We start from the raw sequence: 23209 nt of genomic DNA, 5'->3' as shown, positions 1-23209 counted from the left end.
CGCGTTCAGCCACCGATGCTCACTCCTTCCTGCTGGGACTGATAGACGTCCCGATAGATTTCACAGGTTTTCATCAATTCCTCATGGGTTCCCTGCGCCGCCACATGTCCCCGGTCGATCACCAGAATCAGATCCGCATCGGCAATCGAGGAGACACGTTGGGCAATAATCAGCTTGGTGGCGCCCTTCAGGTCCGCGCGGAACGCCTGCCGGATTTTAGCGTCGGTGGCGGTGTCAACGGCGCTGGTGGAGTCGTCCAGAATCAAAATTTGTGGCTGCTTCAAAATAGCCCGGGCGATGCACAGCCGCTGCTTCTGCCCGCCGGAGACATTGACGCCGCCCTGACCCAGATCAGTGTCCAGGCCGTCTGGCATACGGGACAGAAATTCATCCGCGCAAGCGGCGCGGCAGGCGGATTGAAGCTGTTCCTCCGTGGCGCCGGGATTGCCCCAGAGCAGGTTCTCCCGGATCGTACCGGAGAACAGGGTGTTTTTTTGCAGCACCACGGAAACCGCATCCCGCAGGTGCTCCATGGTGTAATCCGACACGGGGCGGCCGCCCACGGAGACGGTGCCCTCCTGAGCCTCATACAGCCTGGGAATCAAGGATACCAGCGTGGATTTGCCGCTGCCGGTTCCGCCCAGAATGCCCACGGTGGAGCCCGCGGGGATATGGAGGTTTACATCCTCCAGAACCCACTCGGTCCCGTTCGCGTTATACTTGAAACTTACATGATCGAAGTCGATGGAGCCGGTTTCCACCCTCGCACCGGGCAGGGCGCGGTCGTTGGTGATGGCGGGCGCCTCATCCAGCACCTCGCAGATGCGTTTGGCGCAGGCGATAGACCGGGACATCATCATAAAGATCATGGACACCATCATGAGGGATATCAGAATCTCCGTAATATAGGAGAAGAAGGCGGTGAGGTTGCCCACCTCCAAAGTCCCGGCATAGACCATTTTTCCACCGAACCACATGACGGCGATGATGGTGCCGAACACGATCAGCATCATGACGGGCATATTCACCACGACCGCGCCGAAGGCCTTTTCGGAGGTGGAACGCAAATCGTTGTTTCGCTTTGCAAATTTCTCCTTTTCATGGTTTTCCCGAACAAAGGATTTCACCACTCGGATGCCGGTCAGGTTCTCCTGAACCACCAGATTCAGGGAGTCGGTCTTTTCCTGAAGAATTCGGAACAGGGGGCCCACCTTCACCATCAGGATGCAGATGAACACCAGCAGCAGCGGGATGGCCACCAGAAATACCCGGGAGAGCTGTCTGCTCAGCCCAATGGCCAGAACCAGAGCCGCCACCAGCATCACCGGTGCGCGGACCAGCAGCCGCATGCCCATCATCAGGGTCATCTGCATGGAGTTGACGTCGCTGGTCAGCCGGGTCACCAGCGATGCGGTGGAGAACTTTTCAATGTTGGAAAAGGAGAAGCTCTGCACGCGTGCGTACTCCGCCGCCCGGAGGTTTGCGCCGAAGCCCATGCCGGCACGGGAGGAAGACGCTGCGCTGCCCAGACCGAACGCCAGCGCAATCAGTGCCATTGCCACCATTAGTACGCCCTTGCGTACGATGAAATTTGTGTCGGCGTTTGCAATGCCGATATCCACGATGTCCGCCATCACCAGCGGGATCAGCAGCTGAAAAATGGCGTCCATGGCGGAGCAGATAACGCCCAGTGCAATCCATTTTCGATATCCTCTGGTATACGGGGAGAGTTTTTTCAGCATTTTTTCCGGTCCTCCTCTAAGTTCTGAATCACGCGATTCAGCAGTGAATGAAACTGGGTCAGTTCCTCCGGCGTAAATTCGGATTCGAACAGACGTTCCGTCTCCCGCATCTCCCGGCGGAACAGATCCAGCTGCGCCTGCCCGGTCTGTGTCAACGCAATGCGGCGGCGGCGGGCGTCCGACTCGTCCGCGCTGCGTGCCACAAGCCCCCGCTCCTCCATGCGGTCCACGATGCCGTTGACGGTGGAGGGCTTTACCCGCAGGTGTCCGCCCAGCGCCTGCTGGGTCGTTTGGCCGCCCCAGTGGGACAAATACAAAATGACATGGGCCTGAACAGGCGTTACATCGTATTTGGTCATTCGCGCGTCCGCTCGCTCCCGAAACAGATGCGCGGCGCAGGCAATGGACTGTCCAAGGGATCTGGTATCATCCATAGCGACAGCTCCTTCCAAAAAATTCTTCGTTCGCTAAACATTAGCGTGCTAAATAATAACACCTGGCAGGTAAGTTGTCAATGAGCAATTTACCATTTTATTTGAACGAATTGTGAACAAATTCTGGAAAATCAATGCGTTTGTAAACAAATTGTGAAAGGTCACCCCAATCTGTTGACTTTTTACTGGAGGGCCGCTATCATAAAACCATCAAGCAGAACACTTGATACATTTCTCCAAGTTTTCCCTCTCCTTTCTCTATACCATACAGGCAAAGCGGACGGCTGGCAGGCCGTCCGCTTTGCCATTCCGGAGAAGAGGGATAATAGCAGGGAGAGGCACATTGGATGCCTCTCCCTGCTATTTTAACAAAAAGAATTTATTTGTTTCCCTTCTTCGGCTGCTCTCCCTCCGTAAGGCGGGAAATGATCCGGGCATAGCCATCTGCGCCGTAAACAAGACATTTGCGGACGCGAGTGATTGTGGCGGAGGAGACACCGGTCTTTTCGTTGATGGCGTTGAAGGTCTCTCCCTCTTGGAGCATCCGGGCCACCATCCATCGCTGAGCCATGACCTGGATCTCTCCGACAGTGCACAGGTCGTCAAAAAAGCGGTAGCAGTCCTCCTGGTCCTTCAGGGAGAGGACTGCCTGATACAGATGATCTACCATCTCAGATTTCATTCTGCTTTCATACATCTTGTAGCCCCACTTTCAAACTCAGGTGTCATCGGATGCTGATCCCGACGGCAGCTTGCTTTCATACAATAATGAGGTATCTTACAGTCAACAGGATAGCAGACTTTTCAATTGCTGTCAATCTACTTTGCTTTTTATGGCAGGCAGTTCCAAGAAGGTTGTACTATATTTTTTTCGCTGCCGTGATATCGTGTTAGTGCTTTATCAGAACACCGTGATAATGCACAAAAAGTAATATTAAATTTTAAATATTATGTTGATTTTACACAAAAACGGTGTTACTATAACTATAAGCAAAAAATCAACCGACAAGCGCACAATACAGACAGGATCGTGAGGGCTCACCCCTGGGCAGGGTGAAGGCGCTTCCGGCGCGGGCCGCGCCGGAAGCGCGCTTTGGCTTCCGCGTTCCAGACACATTTCTCATAAAACTTGGAGCTGCCGCTGGGGTATGCCCCTTTCCGAACGCTGTCCGCGCAAACGGACGGGCGCCGCTGAGAGACTGACCGTTCAGGGCAAAAATTGAAACGAGGTACGAGTAAATGATTATGAAGCCTTCCGAGATAAAACATGTGATTGTCGATGGACACAGTCTGACACTGGAGTCCTTTGTGGCTGTCGCCCGTTACGGCGCGACGGTAGAGCTGGCCGATTCCGCGCTGGAGGCCATGCGGAAGTCCCGCGCGCTGGCAGAGAAAATTGTCGCCGAGAACCGCGTTGCTTACGGAATCACCACGGGCTTTGGCGATTTTCAAAAGGTTGCCGTCCCCGAGGAGATGAGCAATCAGCTCTCCACCAACCTGATCCTCAGCCACTGCACCGGCACTGGCGATCCCTATGCCGAAGAAGTGGTCCGCGGTATGCTGCTGCTGCGCGCCAATGCCCTGAGTGGAGGCGTATCCGGCATCCGGCCCATTCTGGTGGAAATGATGCTGGCAATGCTGAACGCAGGCGTTACCCCCGTGGTTCCTCAGAAGGGCTCTCTGGGTTCCTCCGGTGATCTGGCGCCTTTGGCGCACATGACTCTGCCCATGCTGGGTAAGGGTCTTGCTACCTACAAGGGCGAGAAGCTGTCCGGCGCCGAGGCCATGGACAAGGCCGGCATTAAAACGCTGGACACACTGGTGTGCAAGGAAGGTCTCGGCATGACCAACGGTACCTGCGCCATGACCTCCGTGGGCTCCTTGGCACTGTATGACACCATTTGCGCCGCTCAGTTGGCCGACACCATCAGCTCTCTGGACTTCGAGGCGCTCACCGGCCTTCGCAACGCGTTTGATCCCCGCGTTCACGCCGTCCGCGGTCAAAAGGGCCAGATGCTGGTGGCCGCCAATATGCGCAAGCTTCTGGCCGATTCCGAGATTCTGGACAACTGCCAGAAGGACCGTGTGCAGGATGCTTACGCTCTGCGCTGCATTCCCCAGCTCCACGGCGCTGTCCGCGATGCGCTGGAGTATGTGCGGAGCAAGGTTGAGATCGAGCTGAATGCCGTCACCGACAACCCGCTGCTGTTTTTGGATGATGAGGCGGTCATTTCCGGCGGAAACTTCCACGGCGAGCCCATGGCGATTCCCTTTGACACGCTGGGCATCGCGTGCAGCGAGATCGCCAATGCCTCCGAGCGCCGTACCGAGCGCATGGTGAATGCGGCGCTGTCCAACGGCCTCACCCCGTTTTTGACCACGAAGCCCGGCGTGAATTCCGGCTTCATGATTGTGCAGTACGCCGCAGCTTCCATGGTGTCCGAGAACAAGGTCCTGGCTCATCCTGCATCCGTGGATTCCATCCCCTCCTCTGCAAATCAGGAGGATATCGTCTCCATGGGTACCACCGCAGGCCGCAAGGCGGGTTGGATTGTGCAGAACACTCTGTCCGTGCTGGCGGACGAACTGCTGACCGCCTGCCAGGCCGTCGATATCCGCCGCAACCTGAATACCCACGGTCAGGGTATCGCTCCTGTACACGAGGCTCTTTACAAGCATGTGCGCGAGAAAGTTGACTTCTACGAGATCGACCGCGAGATTTGGCCGGACATCGCGGAGGTGGAAAAGATGGTCCGCAGCGGCGAGCTGCTGGATATCGTCAAGGAGCACATCCCCGACTTTGAATAAGCCGTACATCAAGCGGAAAAGCCGCCGTGCCGGGAAACCGGCGCGGCGGCTTTTAACAGCCCAAAGTCGTGAGTGTGAATGTTGGGAGGAGCCTACGCCGCGTTGAATTTTCCGCCGCAGCGCGTTCCCAGGGCAGAATTTGCGGCGATGCTCTCTCTGCTATCCCCGCGCCCTGCACCGCCAACAGAGACGGCGGAGATTGATAGCTGCCTCACAGCGTACGGGGAGGACGATTCTTTCGCCTCGCGAAGAGAGAACGCGGCCCCCGGAGAGTTCTCCGGGGGCCGCGCTTTCAGGCTTTTTTCTTCCGCTTTGCGGCTGGATTTGTTTTTTCACTGATATCGCTGACTTTGATGCCGGAGTTCCGCTTCGCTGCCAGCTCCATAATCTTTTTCGCGTCGCTCTTGGTAAAAAACAGTCGTTTACTTTTGATGTCGTTGGCAAAGTAGAGCGCCACTAAATCGGGGTAGCCTCGATCCTCCCGGGTAACCGCGCGAATCTCGTCCCAGCTCAGAAAATCGTAGTGGGTGGTGATTTTCATCTGGTAGTAAATTTCCACGCCGCGGCTGGTTACTGCAGTGGTTTTCACCATCATCAGCGCCAGCAGGTACAGAAGGCCAAAGACAGCCGCCACATGATACTGCGTCACAAGTCCGCCCACAACCAGCAGACCGGCCATAAACCAGCTACCGACTTTTACCCACTTTTTCAAAGGCTTCAATTCTTTTGCATAATATTTGGGCCCCTCGACGGATTCCCATGGGAGATGTTCGATCATCACGCAGCGGTTCCTTTCTTTACGGAGAGTCAGGAGAGAACGGTATCCTTACACGGATGGCTCAGGCCTGAATGGAAGGCGCCTTGCCAGCGGCGCGGCGATCCTCCAGATTCTTCACAGCGCGCTCGTGCGCTTCCTCGGGAGCGCCGGCGGGCTTTCCTGCCCGGGTCTTGCCGAAAAGGTTAGTGTAAGAGCCGTCAGCCCAGAAAATGTTGCGGCCCAAGGCAGCTGTGACGGCGGCGTAGATGGGGTTCAGCAGGTTCAGGAAGGCGTACGGGAAATAGACGAAGGGGTGGACGCCCAGCACGCCGTACTGATAAGCGCCGCAGCCGGTCCACGGGAACATAACGGCCCACAGCGTGCCGCAATCCTCCAGCGTACGGGAGAGCATATTGCGGCCAAGACCCATCTCATCGTATTTATCCTCGTACAGCGGAGCGGGAACGCCGATTCCCAGGAACTGGTCGCACATAGTGGCGTCGCAGAACAGGGAGGTCAGCAGAGTTGCCAGAATCAGACTGCCCACAGAGTGCAGGTGGTTCTTCAGCTTGCCAAACAGCGCTTCCACGCAGCCGCAGCGGGCCAGAGCGCCGCCGTATGCAACCGCCAGCAGAATCAGATTGATAGTCCACATCTGATGATCCATGCCGCCGCGGCTGAGCAGGTTGTCCGCCAGCTCGTTGCCGGACTCAAAGCCCGTGCCGTAATGCAGGGTATCAAAGATGGTGCTGATGTCGGTCATGCCCTGGAAAATGGCTGCAAACAGAACGCCGCAGCCAACTGAAATGGCAATACCCACGAGACCGGGGAGCTTCATGACGCAAGCTATGATAATGACGAGAATGGGAACCAGCAGGAAGGGATTGATATTGAACCCATTATAAATAGCGGCCTGCAGATCCGTGGCTACGGTGCTATCATAGCCGGCGCTGTCAATATTAAGACCCAGAATGGTATAGAGAATCAAAGCGATGACAAATGTAGGAGCCGTGGTGGAGACCATGGCGGCCACATGGTCAAAAAGTCCTGTTTTCGCAACTGCGGCAGCCAGGTTGGTGGTATCGCTCAGAGGAGAGAACTTGTCGCCCACATACGCGCCGGAGATGATCATACCGGCGGTGATGGCGGGGTTGATGCCAAGGCCCGCGCCGATGCCGAGGAACGCAATACCGATGGTGGCAGTGGCGGTCCAGGAGGAGCCGCAGGCCAGACCCACGACGGCGCACATAATGCAGCCAACCGGCAGGAACAGCTTCGGGGTCAGCAGATCCAGACCGTAATAAATCAGAGCCGGAATGGTTCCGGACATGATAAAGGAGGCCACGAGAATACCCACGGTGCAAAGAATCAAAATGGCTTCCATCGTGGCGTTCAGCTGGTCCAGCATACCGGCCAGCATATCGGAAAAGCTGTGTCCGCAGGCAAAGCCCACGATGCAGGCCACCACGATGGCTACCATCAATGGCATGTGGGCATCACGATAACGATCGGGGCCCATAAAGCCGTAAATCATCAGGCCCATCATGACGACGATGGGCAGCAGCGCCTCAAAAATGTTGGGAAGTCGGACAGTACGTACCTTTTTCTGCTTGGTTTCAGGCATTTGAAATCCCTCTTTCCTTATGATAGTTGATTTTTGCAGTTTTTACGGGAAACCTTGTACAGCGGGCTGCCGATTTTCATCCGGCTTGCCGCCTTTCACATTCTCCGTAAATGCCCTCCTTTCCGGACAGATTCGCTGCAACAATACAGACACAGGAAATACCGCCCGCGCCTTAGAGCGGACGTTGAGCGCCGGAGAATACCAGAAGCGGACAAACGCTGTTTGGGCAAAACAGCGCTTTCTCATGCTGCCGTTTCAGACCTTCCCCGACGGGACTTCACGGACAAACGATTTCCTCGCTGAGAACTTTCTCCATTCCCTCTCCGTGATTAGATACATTTTACATGATGGAGCGTCTATAAAACGTCTATTTTTGTGAGATTCGCAGGACAAGAGAGAGTGAGAATTTCTAACGCTCCCGTAACTCGGCAGTTTTCGCTGGCATTTGCCGTAATACTCCAGAAAACGGGGAGTCATTGCGTATTCCGCCGCTTGGTGAGAAACTCCTCCGCCACCTGAGGAAATAGAGTCAGGGAGAGCACGTCCTCCTCACTCTGGGCCAGATCCCTGTATTTTTCCCGATTTTCAGGCAGCTCCGGCTGCAGAAGATCCGCCGGGCGGCAGAAGATACGGTCTTCTTCCCGGATGCCGGCTTTTTGAAGAACCTCCGGGTTGACCTTGCCGGGAAGCTTCCCATACTCTCCCTTTAGCATGGCTTTGGATTCTTTGGAGAACATCTGATAGCGCTTCCCTGTGATTACATTCAAAACTGCCTGAGAGCCGACGATCTGACTGGAGGGAGTCACCAGCGGAGGATAACCAAAATCCCGGCGGATATTTGGAATTTCCGCCAGAACGGTTTCATACAGGTTCTCCCGTCCAATCTGCCGAAGCTGGGCGATGAGATTGGACAACATCCCGCCGGGAACCTGCCAGAGTAGGGCGTTGGAGTCCACCCGCAGAACGCGGGGATCAAGAAAGCCCTCCTGTTCCAAAGAGTTTGCCACGGTCTTGAAGTGAGCCGCCGCCGCACCAAGGCGGGAGAGATCCAGTCCGGTGTCCCGGGGCGTGCCGCGCAGCGCGGAAACCATGGACTCGGTGGCGGGTTGGGAGGTACCGCCCGCCAGAGGAGACAGGGCAGTATCAACGATGTCCGCTCCGGCAAATGCCGCCATCAGATTCACCATGGCACCGGTCCCCGCGGAATCGTGGGTGTGCAGGTGTATGGGAAGCGTGACGGACTCCTTTAGCCGCTTGATCAGGGAATAGGCTGCCATGGGGGACAGCAGGTCTGCCATGTCCTTGACGCAGATGGAATCAGCGCCCATTTGCGCAAGCTCCTGGGCCAGACAGACGAAATAAGCCTCGTCGTGGATGGGAGAGACTGTATAGGAGATGGCGGCCTCTGCAAGGCCGCCGTATTTTTTTACGGAGCGGATGGCTTGCTCCATATTCCGAGTGTCGTTCAGCGCGTCGAAGACCCGGACGATGTCAATGCCGTTTTCGATGGATTTTGCGCAGAAGGAGTCAACCACGTCGTCGGCGTAGTTTCGGTAACCCAAAATGCTCTGCCCACGAAGCAGCATTTGAAGTTTCGTGTGGGGCAAGTGCTGGCGAAGTGCGCGGAGCCGTTCCCACGGGTCCTCGTCCAGATAGCGCATACACGCGTCAAAGGTCGCGCCGCCCCAGCACTCCAGAGAATAGTAACCGATTGAGTCCAAAATTTCACAGGCGGGCAGCATGTCCTGGAGCCGCATCCGCGTGGCAGCCTGAGACTGGTGGGCATCCCGCAGGATCGTATCGGTGATAAGAAGAGGCCTGTCACTCAGAAATTTCATATTAATTCTCTCCGTTTCTAAATCCACTGTACCGTTATTCGTCAATTTCAACATGGGAAATCCTTAGTTGCACTTATGATTTATTTATAATATACTTGTTCCGTGAAAGCAAACGCGGAGACTAATTCCATGAAAAGAAAAGCTCCACCGGCTTTTTGCTTTGCAAAAGAAATTGTAATCGTATACCTACTGATTTATACGAAACGCATCTAAAGAAAACAAAGGAGTATTTATATGGATGACATTGATCACAGAATTCTGCAATGCCTCCAAAAAGACGGCAGAATGTCTTTGAAGAAGATTGCGGAGATTGTGCCGCTGACGCCGCCGGCCATCGCGGAGCGTATCCGCAAGCTGGAGGAAAGCGGAGTCATTACCGGCTATACTGCCATTGTCAACACCCTGAAACTGGAGGAAAACGTGCGGGCTATCATCAACGTAACGCTCCCGCCGGAACGTCAGGACGCGTTTGTCGAATGTGTGCGGGAGCTGGAGGGCGTGCAGTGGATGCATCACGTGACCGGTGCATTCTCCATGAGTATTTTTGCCGCTTTTCGGAATACCGGTGAGTTGGAGCGGATGGTGAAGACGCTTCAGAAGTTTGGAAGGACTCAGACACTGATCGTCATGTCGACGCCAATTCCTTATGCACTTGGAGGGGCATAGAACGGAAAATAAAAAAAGCAGCCGCAGCCCGAAGACGGGCTGCGGCTGTTTGATTTTCAGGACCGGCATCCAGGCTGCAAAGGGGAAAAACGAAAGGGACTGGGCGGTTTTTCTCCGCTTTGCACCGACAAGAACCGTCGATTTTCAGCCTTTCGCATCCGGATACGGCCCGAAATACCCCTCCGGCTGATTTTTGTCATCGAACAGGTGATTATAGGCCATGATGCGGTAATCGTTATAAAGCTGTTCCTCGCTCTTTGAGAGGGCGCTCTCGTCGGTTTCGCTGAGAAGCGTGCCGTCGGGCCTGCCGAAGCCGATGGTGGTGTTCACCGGCAGCGCGTCCAGCAGCTTGGCGTGGAGCTGTTCATAGTCGGTCAGCTGAATGCCCGCCAGCTCCATGGTCAGTGTTCCCAGCATGTTGGAGCTGATGGTCACGCCGTCTTGCGCCGGAATATCGTAGTTTGCCCAGATGAAAAACGGGACCTCGTACTGCTGGAAGACCTCTTTTGTGGTGCGGTCATCCAGTTTTTTGCCGTATAGCTTTTCATAAAAATCGTTGCCCAGCGGCGGTTGATGATCGCCAAAGAAGACGATCATGGTCCGCTCGTCCGTGTTTTGATAGTGTTCGATCAACTGACGGATGGCATTGTCACTTTCCTTGATGAGTGAGAAATACTGAGCCGCCACGGCGGACGATCCCCGGCTGCTGCCCGCCAATTCCACGGACCGCTCCAGATTGTTCCAGCCCTGCGCGTAGCCGCTGTGGTTCTGTATGGTGACGTTAAACGTGAACAGAGGGCCCTTCGTCTCGTCGGTCAGGCGGTAGAGCTGCTCATAGTCCGAAGCGTCGCTGATATAGTTGCGTATGTACTGGGGATTAACCACGTCCTCCTCATACAGCTGTTGGTCAAAGCCCATCCAGCTGTAGACGGACGTTCTGTTCCAGCCGGAGGATAGGTAGGGGTGGAAGGATGCGGTGTGATAGCCCAGAGCGCTCATCTGAGACACCAGAGAGGGCATCCCATTGTAGCAGTACAGCTGATAGGCTACGGTAGAAGAGGGCAGAAACGCCAGAGAATCCCCCGTCAGGTACTCGAATTCCACGTTGGCGGTGCCGCCGCCGGTGACGGGGGAAACCATCATGCCCTTTACCGTATTCTTCGTCAGGGAGTGATAAAAGGGCAGAGGGTCTTCCGTCAGCTCCAGGTTGGGGAAACTGGCTTGCAGATCGGAGAAGGACTCGTTCATGATGACCAGCAGATTTTCCGGCGGCTGCGTGTCCGTCGCCGTCCCGCCGCCGGCACCGTCGGCGATCCCCTGAGCCGCGTCTGGGGAGTAGCCGTCCGGTGCGGAGACAAAGCTGTACCGCAGGGCGGTCATAAAGTTCAGCAAAAAGCCGTTGGCCTGTGTTTTCCACTGCTGCGCCCAGATGCCCACCGTGGGCAGCAGCGGCGTATAGAAAAAGGCGTACAGGAACACAGCGATTGCGGCCCAGGAGCCGACTGCCGTAATCTTTTTCAGCTTTTGCCGCCCTTTGACCTGCTTGGGCGGCAGGGCCAGCAAAAGAAGATATACAGCGAGAATGCCCACCGCGATCCAGACGTTTTTGTCCGGTGTATAGTCGTAGCTGTCGGCCACGTTGGCGGCGGTCCTCAGAGTCATCAGGTCAACCGGAAAGATAATGCGCCCCCGGAACTCCAAAACATAGTGATTCGCAAGGCCCAGCAAGAAGCAGAGAATCACGGCAATCCGCGCCCCGGCCTTGGGCCGCCCCGTCACCATCCGGGCTACCCAGAAGATCAGGTAGTACCAAAGAGCCGAAAACAGCAGCTGGGTGTGGTTCAGCGCGGTGAAGGGATCGTTTTCATTCAGATACTCCACGCACAGATATGCCGCCCACGGCCCCATCAAAAAGAGAAACCGAGCGGGGGTCCGGGCGTCATGCAGCACCCCCCGCAGCCACAGGCGCAGACGGGAAACCTTTTTTTGCGGCGCGGCGGCGATTTCTTCCGTCACTGCCGGTTCGGTCTGGGGGATCAGAGTTTGGTCGTTCAAGAGAGAACGCTCCTTTCAGAATGCGACATGGCAGGCGACAACAAGTCACCTGCCATGCGGATAAACTGCCTTACTTGTGCAGAAGGGGAGACAGCGGCTTGTAGATCAAAAAGCACAGCGCCACATCCAGAATGCCCTTCAGGAATGTAAACGGCATGTTAAAGGTGACCAGACAGTCCAAAAGGCCGTTGGTGGAAGGCCGGATTGCCTGATACATCCCCACAATGGTGTCGATGGGCATGAACTGGGTGTAAATGGGATAAGTAACGTAGTAATTCACGGGCACAGACAGCACCGCCATGGCCGCGGCACCGATCAGTGCACCGAGAAGCGCGCCCCTACGGCTCTTGTGATGGTGGAACCGCTGATAAACAGCACCCGCGGTCCCCACGAAGATAGCTCCCAGCAGGAAGTTGCAAAGTTCACCCACGCCGCCGGTGGAAGTCCGCAGACAGTTGATGACGTTTTTCACAAGGCAGACAGCCACGCCGTACCAAGGTCCGATGCTGAACGAGGCCAGCAGAGCGGGGAGCTCCGAAATGTCCAGCTTGATGAATGAAGGCATGAACGGAACGGAGAAGTCCACAAACATCAGCACCGTTGAAACGGCGCTAAGCATGGCGGCGACGGTGAGCCGATGGGTGCGGGACTTTGCAGAGGAGCGGCTGTTAGCCGCGGTTTCCAGTTGAGACATAAAAATACACTCCTTTAATTAGCTTGAAAACACCTCAGTACGGAGTCTCCCCAAGGTGAAACAAGCAACAAAGAAGCGCGCCGAAAGCGCGGCTCTGCCGCAGGAATCTTCTTCCATCCAGACTGCTGCCCTCGCATTAGAAGGCATCACTGTCGGTCCCGGAGTCACACCGGGTCAGCGGACACCCTTTCGGATGACCGGTCGCGGACTATACCGCCGGTGGGGAATCACACCCCGCCCTGAAGACACGTATTCAGTTGCTTTCTGTGGTGAAGTATACGACTTCTAAAACAAAAAAGCAAGAGGAAAATTCAGCCGAAGGCAAAGAATTGGGCATATGGTCGGTTTCGTAATCGCTTGGCAAATTGTACTTTACAAACAAGAACGCATGTTCTATAATAGAAATTGACAAGTTCGTAGATTGCAAAAGTGAGCATCCGATTTTCAGGAAAAAATGAGTCTTAGACCGGTTGATTACCTTTGCAATAGAAATGTGCTAGTATGGATTCGGTCACAATCTGTGGGAGGTGGGAATGAGCCGAATCACATTATCGGAAAGCTAACTTTGGCTGAAAGCGGAAAGAAAATTAACAAGAACAGAAGTGAATTAAAGCGAATTGGAGAGATTGAATTCACAGTTGCCGTCGAGCGCCGAACAAGGGTATGCTACTGTGATCCGCAAGCTTCGTGGCAAAAACCACACATAGAGAAAAATCATGAATACACCAGATACGTACGGCCCATAGGCAAGAGTTTTAATCCATATACACAGGAAGACATGGTGCTTTTAATGAACCATATCAACAACACTAAGCGAAAAAGCCCTGGTGGTGGGGCTCCTTATGAACTGGCCACAACAGGCGAGTTTAAAAAGCTTATGCAGGTACTGAATTTTCACTTATTACCGGCTGACGATGTTAATCTGAATTCCAAGTTACTGAAACGCAAGACGGAAAACGGAAATATCTCGTATTGAAAAGCAGAAAGTGACCGATATATTTCCACTTGATGGGGCGATGTTCACTTCTGCAAAAAGGGCAGCGTCCTGTCCACTTCATTATGCAAAAATTGCGTGGAATGTGCCAATTTAGGCATCTTTTTACTCTGAATTTGGCGTTTAAATGGCCCAGATTAACTTGAAATTTGGTAAGCCGTTGTTTTATATTACGTTCACTATTTTATTCAACAATTACAGCTCATCTGCGGTTGCTGCGCAATGCTGAAAAATGACTGCCCGCGGCCGGGCGGATGAGGAAAGAGAGGGGATGCGTGTGCGGGGAAGACAGTCGGCCTGCTGCTTCACCGGCCATCGGCCGGGAAAGCTGCCCTGGGGTTATGAAGAGAGTAACCCCCGCTGTGCGGATTTGAAGCGACGGCTTTGCGACGCGGTGGAGGCGGCCTATGCCGAGGGGTATTGCCATTTCCTCTGCGGCATGGCCCAGGGGTGCGATTTGTACGCCTGCGAGTGTGTGCTGGAATTAAAGGCCCGTCATCCCGAGGTGACAGTGGAGGCCGCGATTCCCTGCCCCACGCAGGCGGATGCCTGGCCGGAGGAGGAGCGGACGCGGTATCGGCGGCTTTTGGAGCGGTGCGACTATGAGACCATGGTTTCCGCTGCATACAGCCCCAGCTGTATGCAGCGCCGGGACCGGTATATGGTGGACCATGCGTCGCTTCTGATTGCCATGTTTGACGGCAGCTCCGGCGGCACCCGTTATACCATGGAATACGCCATGCGGCAGGGGCTGGATGTGGTGGACCTGCCCATTATGGAGGAAACTCAATGAACGAACTGAAACTGACTGCCCCGGCAAAGCTGAATCTGACGCTGGATATTCTCCGCCGGAGGGAGGACGGCTATCACGATTTGAAAATGGTGATGACCTCGGTGGACCTGTGCGACTATTTGACGGTACGTCTGCGGGATGACGGAAAGATCCATGTCCGAGTCCCCGGTACGAACCTGCCGGAGGGTGAGGATAATCTGGCGGGAAAAGCAGCCCGGACGTTTTTCAACGAGACCGGATTGGCGCCGGGGGCGGAGGTCACAATTGAAAAACACATTCCGTCTCAGGCGGGTATGGCCGGCGGCAGTTCCGACGCGGCGGCGGTGCTGCGGGCGCTGCGGAAACTGCTTTGTCCCGAGCTGACGGTTCGCCATTTGGAGGCCATGGGGGAGCGGGTCGGCAGCGACGTACCCTACTGCGTCCGGGGAGGTACGGTTCTGGCGGAAGGCAGGGGAGAACGGCTGACGGACTGGCCCGCGATGCCGCCCTGTCAGATTGTGGTGTGCAAGCCGGAGTTCGGACTATCCACGCCGGAGCTGTTCGGGCGGGTGCAAGCGGAGAAGCTGCGCTTGCACCCGGACCACACCGCCATGTACGCCGCCCTGCTCAGCGGGAATTTGAGCGCGGTGGCCGCCAAAATGGCCAACGTGTTTGAAGAGGTGCTGACGCTGCGAGAGGCGGAGACAGTCCGGGACATCAAAACGCGGCTGTGCCGTTGCGGTGCGGAGAACGCGCTGATGACCGGTTCCGGCCCCACGGTGTTCGGGCTGTTCCAAAGCCCCGAAGATGCCCGGCGGGCCTTTGAGGAGCTGCGTCCGCATTATCCCCGGACGTTTTTGACCCGTCCCTTGTCGAAGGTATGAATTTTTTCGTTTCTGTCTAAACTTTTCCCAGAGGCCAATTGGCCCGTACATCTCCCGCTCTTGGGCGGGAACGGAAAAGGACGGAAACGACATGGAACAGACAAAGGAGCGGCGCACCAACAGAGCGCGCCGTGTTTTGGAGATCGCGCTGGGAATCGGACTGGCCGTTGCGCTGGTCTGGGGGACGACCGCGCTTCACCGCCAGCAGGAGCTGGCGGACCGGGTGGTGCGGCTGCACATTCTGGCAAACTCGGATTCGGAGGAGGACCAGGCGCTGAAGCTGCAGGTACGGGACAGGATTCTGGACCGGGCCACGGAAATTTTGGAGCAGTCGAAAAACCGAACAGAGGCGGAAGCTGCGCTGCGCTCCGAACTGCCGGAGCTTCAGCATCTTGCGGCAGAGGAAATTGCCGCCCGGGGGTACGACTATACTGTCACGGCGGAGTTGGCTGAGACCGCTTTTCCCACTCGGGAATACGACGATTTTACCCTCCCCGCCGGAGATTACCTGGCGCTGCGGGTGGTCATCGGTGCGGGAGAAGGGCACAACTGGTGGTGCGTGGTGTTTCCGCCGCTGTGTACCGCCTCGACAACCGACTTGACGGAAACCGCCATGTCCGCCGGACTGAGCGGTGACGATGTAAAACTTATCACGGAGGATGGAAGCGGCTATGTGTTGAAATTCAAATCCATCGAGCTTTGGGAAGCACTGAAAGAAAAATTTTCGTGACGCACGGGGAAACTTGGGAGGGTGAGGACAGGATGCAATATAAAGGTCCGCTGTTGGTGGTGAAGGACCTGCCAAGGTCGCTGGAATTCTATCAAAAGGTGTTGGGATTGCGCAAAACCGTCGATTTTGGAGCCAATGTGACGCTTACGGGCGGCATTTCCCTTCAGACGGAGGAGAGCTGGCTGGACTTTATTGACCGGGAACCGTCTGATCTGACGTACGGAGGCAACGTCTCCGAGCTCTATTTCGAGGCGGAGGACTATGATGCGTTTCTGAAAGAACTGGAGGGCGCGGAGCTGGTACACCCGCCAATTGAACACCGCTGGGGACAGCGGGCCGTGCGGCTTTACGACCCGGACCGACATTTGATTGAGGTTGCGGAGCCTCTGACGGCGGTCGCCCACCGCTTCCGGGATGCGGGATTGACGGAGGAGGGTATAGCAAAGAGGATGGACGTGCCGCCGGCAATGATTCACCGCCTGCTGAAGTGAACAGATCGAAAACGCCGTCGGAACTTTCGTTCCGACGGCGTTTTTAGATGTTGAAAAATGAATCAATTATCCTTCAACTGAAAGCGATTCACCAAATCCCGGAGCGTTTGAGCCTGAGCGGACAGCTCCTCGCTGGATGCGGCGGTTTCCTCAGCTGTGGCGCTGTTGGTCTGCACCACCCGGGAAATTTGTTCGACACCGTGAGCGACCTGGTCAATGGAGTGGGATTGCCTGTCGGATGACTGTGCGATCTGATCCACAGCCTGCGTGACGGATTTGATGTCTTCCACCGTCGAACGAAGGGAAGCGGCGGTTTCGTCCGCCAGAGCGCTGCCGCGCTGAACAGCTTCTGTGGAGGCCTGAATCAGGTCCGCCGTACCCTTGGCGGCCTCAGCAGATTTAGAGGCCAGATTTCGCACTTCATCCGCCACCACGGCGAAGCCGCGCCCAGCGTTTCCGGCACGGGCAGCTTCAATGGCGGCGTTCAGGGCCAGAATGTTAGTCTGGAAGGCTATGTCGTCGATAGACTTGATAATCCGGCTGATCTGCTGGGACTGCTCGTTGATATCGCTCATGGCGGAAATCAGCTGCTGCATACGCTCGTTGCTTTCAGAGACGCGCCCTGCCGCGGCGTCCACATCGCCGCTGGTCTTACGGCAGTCGGTGGCATTGGCGCGAACCTGCTGAGACAGATCATCGATGGTAGCAGATAACTCCTCCACGGAGGAGGCCTGCTCCGATGCACCCTGAGAGAGGGTCTGGGCTCCGGCAGAGAGCTGGTCTGCACCCACGGAGACTTGGTCCGAAGCCTGGTTGATCTGAGCCATCGTTTGATTCAGAGAGACGGAGATATTTTCAAGCGCCGCCTTGATTCGGGCAAACTCGCCCACATACTCGCGGGTGAGGGTAAAGGTGAGATTGCCTTTGGCGATCTCGCCCAGCACGGCGGCGATTTCGTTGATGTAGTCCACATAATTGTGGAGCCGGTCCACGGTTTTGCCGAAGTTGGCAGCCAGAGCACCAAACTCGTCGCTGGACCGGTATTCCAGCTTGGCTGTCAGATCGCCGTCCGCAATGCGGCGGGCAACGCCGTCCAATTTCTTCACAGGGACGACGACCATCCGGCGGATTAAAATGAAGAATAGCCCAGCCATGACCGCAATGGCAATGACGGCTATGATGGAAAGCAGGGTGGTCAATGCAGTCAGATCCTGCACAATTTCCGTTTTTGGAACATAGGACACCGCGACCCACCCGCACCCGGGGACCTGCTGCAGATCCAGGCACATCTGCCCGTTACTGGACGCACAGGTCTGCAGGCCGTATGTTTCGCTGCCGATCCACTGGGCTAACTGGGAATAGAAGGGATCATCGGCGTGGTCGGTCAAAAGCGTGCCCGTCACAGTGTCGTCCTTGTGCCCGATGATCATGCCGGTACTGCTGTCCACCAGCAGGGTGCCGCCAGTCTGTTCAATCTGTACCTGCTTGACAATGTCGGAGATTGTGGTCAACTGGATGTCCGCTGCGGCTACGCCGCGGGTGCCGCCGTTTTTATAGTGCAAGGCGGCGGAGGCGAAAACCACGTTGTTCCCCGTGATGACGTCCAGATAGGGAGAGCCGAAGACAAAGCTGTTGGAGTTCAGTCCTGCCTGATACCAGACTCTCTCGCGGGGATCATAGCTGGCATCGGGGACATAGCTGCTGTGAAGAAATCCACCGGCGGTGGTACCATAATAGATACCGTCCGGAATGGCGCTGTTGACACCGGCGGTGTGCCGGATATAGGCAAGCTCTTCTTCCGGCGTCATGGACATGTACTCCAGCGTGTCTCGCTCTGCGTCCAGTGTGGAGGTAATGCTGTTCATCCAAGCCTGAACCGTGCTGACCACGCTGTTGGTGTTGGCTTCCAGCAGGGAGTTGCCTTTTTCCAACAGGATTTTGGAGGTGGCCGACTGGACCGCTATCACGATACCGCCAATCACCACGATTATGATGGGAATCAGGGCTACCAGCAACTTCGCCTGAATGCCCAACCCCTTTTTCCCGCTGGAGGATCTGACTGCCAAATTTCCGGTGGACTTTTTTTGGTCGGCTGCCATGGTGCTTTTGAGATTGAAATTCTCTACAGGTTCTTTTTCTTGCAAATCCTTCATCTCTTCTACGCCCTTTCTTAGTGAAACATACCCGCTTATCCATGTATGCGCCGCGTTTCCTTCAGGTAGCCACGGAGCCGAGGGTGAGAACTTTAAAAATCACATAGAAAAACAGGGCAATTCCAATTTTCTCTGCGCGCCGCCGCGAAAACAGTCCCTCCACCATTTGTGCGGCAACAGTACGGAATATGGAGAACTGACCGTTGTTTATTATAGCAGTCTGCCGCTGATTTTACAAGATAAATTTGGAAATGTTTTCAAATCCGGCATAAAAGTGTAACCATAACTTGTGAAACTATTATTCGGCGGCTCAGCGGTAAAAAACCTTAGACGCCAATGCTGATAGACTTGCTCTCCGTGGAATCCGTCCAGTCGTTAGAGTTGATGACCTTGAATTTCAGTTCCACGCCAGTGATATTGGTGATGTTGTTCTGATCCAGCGCGCTCCTATAAAGCTTGATGTCGCTGTTGGCCTTTTTTCCCGCGGCAACCTCGCAGGAAAAGACGCTGTCAGTCATGAAGCCGTTGACAGAGAAGTCCCGTACCTGTACCATAATGCCCTTGCTGGAATTGTTTTCAATCCGCAGATTGATATTGGAGCCGCCCAGAGACGAAGATCCGGCAGTGATGCCCAGATAGTAGATCTTTACGCTGTTCTGATCGTACACCAGCTTTTCCGTCGCAGGTGTCTCCTCTGCTTTCGTCCCGGAGGTCTTCAACACCACCGTGTTGGTACTTCCATCCCAGGCGACGTCCAGCCCTAACGCCTCAGCCAACGCCCGGGCGGGGAGATAATTGGTCCCGTCCAACATGAACGGCTCCACGGCGTTACCCGCTGCGTCCTTCAAATCCAACTTTTTGCCGTCCAGCGAAACCTGAATGTTTTTATATTCCAACGTTTTCTGACTCTTAGCCACTGAGGCTCCCACCATACAAATGGAGGAGACCAGCAGGAGCGTGGTAAGTACTCCGGCAATAAAACCCTTTAAACCGTTTGTTTTCATCATAAAAAATCTCCTTTCTTTTTTGCGCTCCCGCATCTTGGATATTTGGACGCTATGTTGTTGTAAACTGCGGGTGCAGGTTGATTTTACCACTACGTCGAAAAAAAACAAATCTTCAAAGCAAAAAAGGATATAAAATTATTTTCCGTCATAAGGCGCGAAAAGGTAGCCGATGCGGCGCTGGGCACACGTACAACAGCCCTGACTTTTAAGTCAGGGCTGTTGCGAACCGCTGTTTTGAGGATGCCCATAAATTAAAGGGCGGAACTCAGCTGTGAAACAAAGGATTCCATGCTGTCTACGGGGACGCTTTGAATTTTAAGGAGGAGTCGCTGCTTCTGCTGGGGGGTGCAAGTGTCGTAGATGTGAGCGGCCTCAGGGTTTTCCCGCAGGAGCGCTCCGAAGGCCATGGCGGAGGAAATGCCGCTGTCCATTAAAATCACCTCTTAAAGCAGTATACCGTTTTAGAAAAAAATTTATACCGTGAAGAGCTTTCCCCGGAATATAAGAATGTCTGTCTGGGGCCTTGGTTCCGGCCTGCACGGGGCCTCAAAAATTTTTTCTTAAATGCGCTGTATGATGCAGTTATCTTTTGGCTCTGTGGGGATCTGCAAAAATCGGATTATAGCAGAGATGAACTGTGGTGCATAGCATTGGTCTGATATTTATTGTGGTAGACGTAAAAGACAGTGAAAACATTTTTTTAAAGAAAAAATTTGGATTTAACTGTTGACAAAGCAATCTTTCTTTGCTATACTGACAACTGTTCTAAGCGCCGCATGGTGCTGCGGGGCAATGGTTTTGGGGTTCGGAACGGGTTTTGTATTATTTTTTCAGCAAGGTGTTTTTTATAATTTCGGTTGTATTCTTTTCTATCTGGGGGATTAGTTCAGCCGGGCGTCCAACACAAGCGTGTCCTCCGTTCTTGTAAGTTCAAAAAGTTCATATTCGCACTCTCTACTATCTGGGGGATTAGCTCAGCTGGGAGCGCAAGCGCTCAGGTATGCGACCCCTCAAAAATGAGAAAAAGCAAAAAACTGAATAGCCGGGAAATCCAGTGAAATCAAGGGTTTCCGAACACATGGGGGTATAGCTCAGCTGGGAGAGCGCTTGAATGGCATTCAAGAGGTCAGCGGTTCGATCCCGCTTATCTCCACCAAAAACAATAAGCCACAAGGCCAAAACCTTGTGGCTTTCGTTTTACCTATCAGACCGGGCACTTGATAAAGAGCAAAGCATAAAAAGAGACGCCGTTGCACATTACTGCACACGACCGCGCCTCTTTTTTGCATATCATCCTTACCCCCTTCACGTATAGAAGCGGAAGCACTTGATTTGGCAGAAAAAAGTAATTATACTGAACCTATACTTTATAGAGAAGGGTGATTAAAATGCCGCGCGGATCACGTAAAAAGCCCATTGAAGAACAGATTGCGGATGTTGAATCCAAGATTCAGGAACTCCAGACGAAAAAGAAAGAACTGCTGGAGGCAAAAGAACAGGAAGATATCCGTCGACTTCTGGATGCCGTAAAAGAAGCCGGCACAACTCCCGAAGAACTTGTAAAGCAGCTTCTCTCTCAAAATGAAAATCAGTGATCTTTGATCGATAAAAACGAAGGCATGAGGGGAATTCCTGATGCCTTTGCTTTTTTATAAAGTGAGCGCAAGCATAAATAAATTTGGACAGAGCCATGTTTTCCGATTTGGAGAGCATGGCTCTTTTTTATACCCCGATATAAAATTCAGAAAAGAAAGGCGGAATGCTCCATGGTCTATGCAACCCTATCAAATTCAAACCGGCCCGGCTCACCTGCCGTGACAGTCGGCTTCCCCATCACGGAAAATGTATACGCGGATTTGGAGTCCATTGGTATCGGCAGCGCTACGGAGCGTGACTGTTATGCTGCTTCGGTCGGCGGTGACGTTCCGATCCTCAAGCGTCTTGAAAAGACTGCCGTGAACGTCGACGAGCTGGACTATCTCGTCAAACGGCTGGACAGCTTTGACCGGCGCGAGCTCGCACAGTTTCAGGGTGTGGCTGTCAGCCGCGGCTATTTTGACATGACCGATCTCATCAATCTGACCTTTTGTTGTCAGAGCGCAACGGTGGTGCAGAATTTTTCCGACCTCGCCTCCATTGGCCGCGCGCATTATCTGGACATCCATGGCGGCGCAACGGCAGAAGAACTGCAGTCAGTCGACGCCCGAAAGCTGGCCCTGTCCCTTCTGCTCAACGAGGACGGTAAGGTCACGCCTTACGGCGTCGTCTATGACAACGGCATGCAGCTGGAACAACTCTACGATGGACAGTACTATCCCGACTACCTGTACAGCGGCAATACCGTGCTGACTGTGGCGATGACGGATCGCAGATTTTCTGAAGATGCCACGCCGATCACCTGGCTGCACTTTCCTATAAACGACTGGCAGATAGAACGATCTGTCATTCGAACCGGGATCTCTGTTCCCGAAGACATGCGGCTGCGGTATTCCGACAGCGAGCTACCGAAGGAATTAACTGCGTTGCTGGGCGGCGAGAACCTCCATGACGTCAATGATCTATGCGCCGTCTTTGTAGAATTGGATCAGGGCTACCGGCAAAAGCTTGGCGCCGTCCTTCAGATGGTTCAGCCCGATGATCTTGTCCAAGCGCGGAACCTCCTGAAACAGCTCGACCTGTTCGATTTCATTCCGAAGGTCTCCACTCCCGCGGAATACGGGCGGTACATGATCGCGGAATCTGGTCGATTTGAATACGATGAAAATTTGGATGAGTTCTATGACTATCAAAAGTATGGAAAACAGCGCATGAGTCAGGAGCAGGGCCAGTATGTCGGCGGCGGCTATGTCAGCTACCACGGCTTCATTTCCATTGAGGAAGTGCTGGCGGGCAGTGAAACGGAACGGATGGAACAGACGCTGGGAGGAATGTGACATGCTCAAGCTGCAGTTGACCCGAGACGGTGCCTATGACGACGAATATCTGGAGCTTCCGGCAACTCTGGCCGATGTCGGTGAGGTAATGTCACAACTGGATGAAACAAGCAGCAATGTTGCTTCCACCCGCATCTACGGCACCATCAGCGACGTCTGGAATATCGGACGCTACTTGAAGCGTGCAAACGTGAATGATCCCGATCAGCTAAAAAAGCTGAACCGCATCGCGGAGATCGTCAACACGCTGGGCCGCGAGCAGTGCTTCGTATTCGAGGGTGCGTTGGATGCCGAGTCTGTAAATGGCCTGGATGATGTGATCGACATTGGAGAACGGCTGGAAGATTATATTCTCGTTCCCGAAATTACTACTGACCGGGAGCTGGGCGTTTGTCTTGTGGAATCCGGCGTCAAGCCTTTCAGTGAAAGCGTCCGACCTTATCTGGACTACGGGAAGATCGGCACCGAGTATTACGCCGATCACGGCGGCGCGTATATTTCCTGCGGCTATGTTCTCAGAAAAGACAGCGCGGATCAGGCCCTGCTGGATTTTACCCAGCCCCACCAGGCTCAGGAGTTCGGCGGAATGAATATGGGATAGCTATTCCCGCCGCTTCATGGTATCCT

21 protein-coding genes, 1 tRNA gene and 1 riboswitch are annotated in these 23209 nt (G+C 54.5%); of the genes, 11 read left to right on the top strand and 11 right to left on the bottom strand.

The window, feature by feature from the left end; all coding sequences use genetic code 11:
- Positions 1 to 5: 5 nt before the first annotated feature.
- The 3 genes from ABWQ15_RS05620 to ABWQ15_RS05610 all read right to left on the bottom strand — a co-directional run bounded on the left by ABWQ15_RS05620 (position 6) and on the right by ABWQ15_RS05610 (position 2873).
- On the bottom strand, positions 6 to 1742 hold the full coding sequence (locus ABWQ15_RS05620; RefSeq protein WP_353907775.1) for an ABC transporter ATP-binding protein: 1737 nt from the start codon (positions 1740 to 1742) through the stop codon (positions 6 to 8).
- On the bottom strand, positions 1736 to 2176 hold the full coding sequence (locus ABWQ15_RS05615) for a MarR family winged helix-turn-helix transcriptional regulator (RefSeq protein WP_353907774.1): 441 nt from the start codon (positions 2174 to 2176) through the stop codon (positions 1736 to 1738). The genes ABWQ15_RS05620 and ABWQ15_RS05615 overlap by 7 nt, the downstream gene beginning before the upstream one ends.
- Positions 2177 to 2555: 379 nt before the next feature.
- The gene (locus ABWQ15_RS05610) at positions 2556 to 2873 is read right to left on the bottom strand and encodes a YerC/YecD family TrpR-related protein (RefSeq protein WP_353907773.1); all 318 of its coding nucleotides are present in this window, start codon (positions 2871 to 2873) and stop codon (positions 2556 to 2558) included.
- Between the two features lie 542 nt (positions 2874 to 3415).
- On the opposite strand from ABWQ15_RS05610, the gene hutH reads away from it, so the two are divergent.
- The gene (gene hutH / locus ABWQ15_RS05605; RefSeq protein ID WP_353907772.1) at positions 3416 to 4984 is read left to right on the top strand and encodes a histidine ammonia-lyase; all 1569 of its coding nucleotides are present in this window, start codon (positions 3416 to 3418) and stop codon (positions 4982 to 4984) included.
- A gap of 292 nt (positions 4985 to 5276) precedes the next feature.
- Here hutH and ABWQ15_RS05600 read toward each other — a convergent pair whose 3' ends face one another.
- From ABWQ15_RS05600 to ABWQ15_RS05590, 3 genes are all read right to left on the bottom strand, one after another.
- Complete coding sequence (locus ABWQ15_RS05600; protein ID WP_353907831.1) at positions 5277 to 5762, bottom strand: PH domain-containing protein; 486 nt, start codon at positions 5760 to 5762, stop codon at positions 5277 to 5279.
- A 61-nt stretch (positions 5763 to 5823) separates the two neighbouring features.
- Entirely contained in the window at positions 5824 to 7365 is a 1542-nt protein-coding gene (gene nhaC / locus ABWQ15_RS05595) for a Na+/H+ antiporter NhaC (protein ID WP_353907771.1), read from the bottom strand.
- Positions 7366 to 7838: 473 nt separating this feature from the next.
- Positions 7839 to 9203, bottom strand: a complete 1365-nt coding sequence (locus tag ABWQ15_RS05590) for a pyruvate carboxylase subunit B (RefSeq protein ID WP_353907770.1) — start codon at positions 9201 to 9203, stop codon at positions 7839 to 7841.
- A gap of 234 nt (positions 9204 to 9437) precedes the next feature.
- Between ABWQ15_RS05590 and ABWQ15_RS05585 the strand changes: the two genes are divergently transcribed.
- Complete coding sequence (locus ABWQ15_RS05585) at positions 9438 to 9869, top strand: Lrp/AsnC family transcriptional regulator (RefSeq protein WP_353907769.1); 432 nt, start codon at positions 9438 to 9440, stop codon at positions 9867 to 9869.
- 144 nt (positions 9870 to 10013) lie between these two features.
- Here the strand turns inward: ABWQ15_RS05585 and ABWQ15_RS05580 are convergent, their stop codons facing one another.
- Both ABWQ15_RS05580 and ABWQ15_RS05575 read right to left on the bottom strand, forming a co-directional pair.
- Positions 10014 to 11924: an LTA synthase family protein gene (locus ABWQ15_RS05580; RefSeq protein ID WP_353907768.1), complete on the bottom strand. Its 1911-nt coding sequence runs from the start codon at positions 11922 to 11924 to the stop codon at positions 10014 to 10016.
- A 70-nt stretch (positions 11925 to 11994) separates the two neighbouring features.
- Positions 11995 to 12618, bottom strand: coding sequence for an ECF transporter S component (locus ABWQ15_RS05575; RefSeq protein ID WP_353907767.1), 624 nt, complete (start codon positions 12616 to 12618; stop codon positions 11995 to 11997).
- A 101-nt stretch (positions 12619 to 12719) separates the two neighbouring features.
- Positions 12720 to 12869: riboswitch (FMN riboswitch) on the bottom strand.
- 314 nt (positions 12870 to 13183) lie between these two features.
- Here ABWQ15_RS05575 and ABWQ15_RS05570 point away from each other — a divergent pair.
- The 5 genes from ABWQ15_RS05570 to ABWQ15_RS05550 all read left to right on the top strand — a co-directional run bounded on the left by ABWQ15_RS05570 (position 13184) and on the right by ABWQ15_RS05550 (position 16489).
- Entirely contained in the window at positions 13184 to 13594 is a 411-nt protein-coding gene (locus ABWQ15_RS05570) for a hypothetical protein (protein WP_353907766.1), read from the top strand.
- A gap of 289 nt (positions 13595 to 13883) precedes the next feature.
- Complete coding sequence (locus ABWQ15_RS05565) at positions 13884 to 14405, top strand: SLOG family protein (protein ID WP_353907765.1); 522 nt, start codon at positions 13884 to 13886, stop codon at positions 14403 to 14405.
- Entirely contained in the window at positions 14402 to 15268 is an 867-nt protein-coding gene (gene ispE, locus ABWQ15_RS05560) for a 4-(cytidine 5'-diphospho)-2-C-methyl-D-erythritol kinase (protein WP_353907764.1), read from the top strand. Before ABWQ15_RS05565 ends, ispE begins: the two co-directional genes overlap by 4 nt.
- A 91-nt stretch (positions 15269 to 15359) precedes the next feature.
- Positions 15360 to 15998: a stage II sporulation protein R gene (spoIIR, locus tag ABWQ15_RS05555; RefSeq protein WP_353907763.1), complete on the top strand. Its 639-nt coding sequence runs from the start codon at positions 15360 to 15362 to the stop codon at positions 15996 to 15998.
- Positions 15999 to 16030: 32 nt separating this feature from the next.
- Entirely contained in the window at positions 16031 to 16489 is a 459-nt protein-coding gene (locus tag ABWQ15_RS05550; protein WP_353907762.1) for a VOC family protein, read from the top strand.
- 62 nt (positions 16490 to 16551) lie between these two features.
- On the opposite strand, the gene ABWQ15_RS05545 is transcribed toward ABWQ15_RS05550, so the two are convergent.
- The 3 genes from ABWQ15_RS05545 to ABWQ15_RS05535 all read right to left on the bottom strand — a co-directional run bounded on the left by ABWQ15_RS05545 (position 16552) and on the right by ABWQ15_RS05535 (position 20080).
- Positions 16552 to 18642, bottom strand: a complete 2091-nt coding sequence (locus ABWQ15_RS05545; RefSeq protein WP_353907761.1) for a methyl-accepting chemotaxis protein — start codon at positions 18640 to 18642, stop codon at positions 16552 to 16554.
- 326 nt (positions 18643 to 18968) lie between these two features.
- Positions 18969 to 19649, bottom strand: a complete 681-nt coding sequence (locus ABWQ15_RS05540) for a stalk domain-containing protein (protein WP_353907760.1) — start codon at positions 19647 to 19649, stop codon at positions 18969 to 18971.
- A 251-nt stretch (positions 19650 to 19900) separates the two neighbouring features.
- Positions 19901 to 20080 carry a hypothetical protein gene (locus tag ABWQ15_RS05535; protein WP_353907759.1) on the bottom strand — a complete coding sequence of 60 codons (180 nt, stop codon included), beginning with the start codon at positions 20078 to 20080 and terminating at the stop codon, positions 19901 to 19903.
- A gap of 649 nt (positions 20081 to 20729) precedes the next feature.
- Between ABWQ15_RS05535 and ABWQ15_RS05530 the strand changes: the two genes are divergently transcribed.
- From ABWQ15_RS05530 to ABWQ15_RS05515, 4 genes are all read left to right on the top strand, one after another.
- Positions 20730 to 20805, top strand: a tRNA-Ala gene (locus tag ABWQ15_RS05530).
- A 223-nt stretch (positions 20806 to 21028) separates the two neighbouring features.
- Complete coding sequence (locus ABWQ15_RS05525; RefSeq protein ID WP_353907758.1) at positions 21029 to 21244, top strand: hypothetical protein; 216 nt, start codon at positions 21029 to 21031, stop codon at positions 21242 to 21244.
- Positions 21245 to 21415: 171 nt separating this feature from the next.
- Complete coding sequence (locus tag ABWQ15_RS05520) at positions 21416 to 22582, top strand: antirestriction protein ArdA (RefSeq protein WP_187034859.1); 1167 nt, start codon at positions 21416 to 21418, stop codon at positions 22580 to 22582.
- A gap of 1 nt (position 22583) precedes the next feature.
- Entirely contained in the window at positions 22584 to 23183 is a 600-nt protein-coding gene (locus ABWQ15_RS05515; protein ID WP_187034862.1) for a hypothetical protein, read from the top strand.
- Positions 23184 to 23209 lie beyond the last annotated feature (26 nt).

Origin of the sequence: Oscillibacter sp. (assembly GCF_040505565.1) — a bacterium.
Classification (GTDB): domain Bacteria; phylum Bacillota; class Clostridia; order Oscillospirales; family Oscillospiraceae; genus Oscillibacter.
This window is presented reverse-complemented; position numbering and strand designations above follow the sequence as displayed.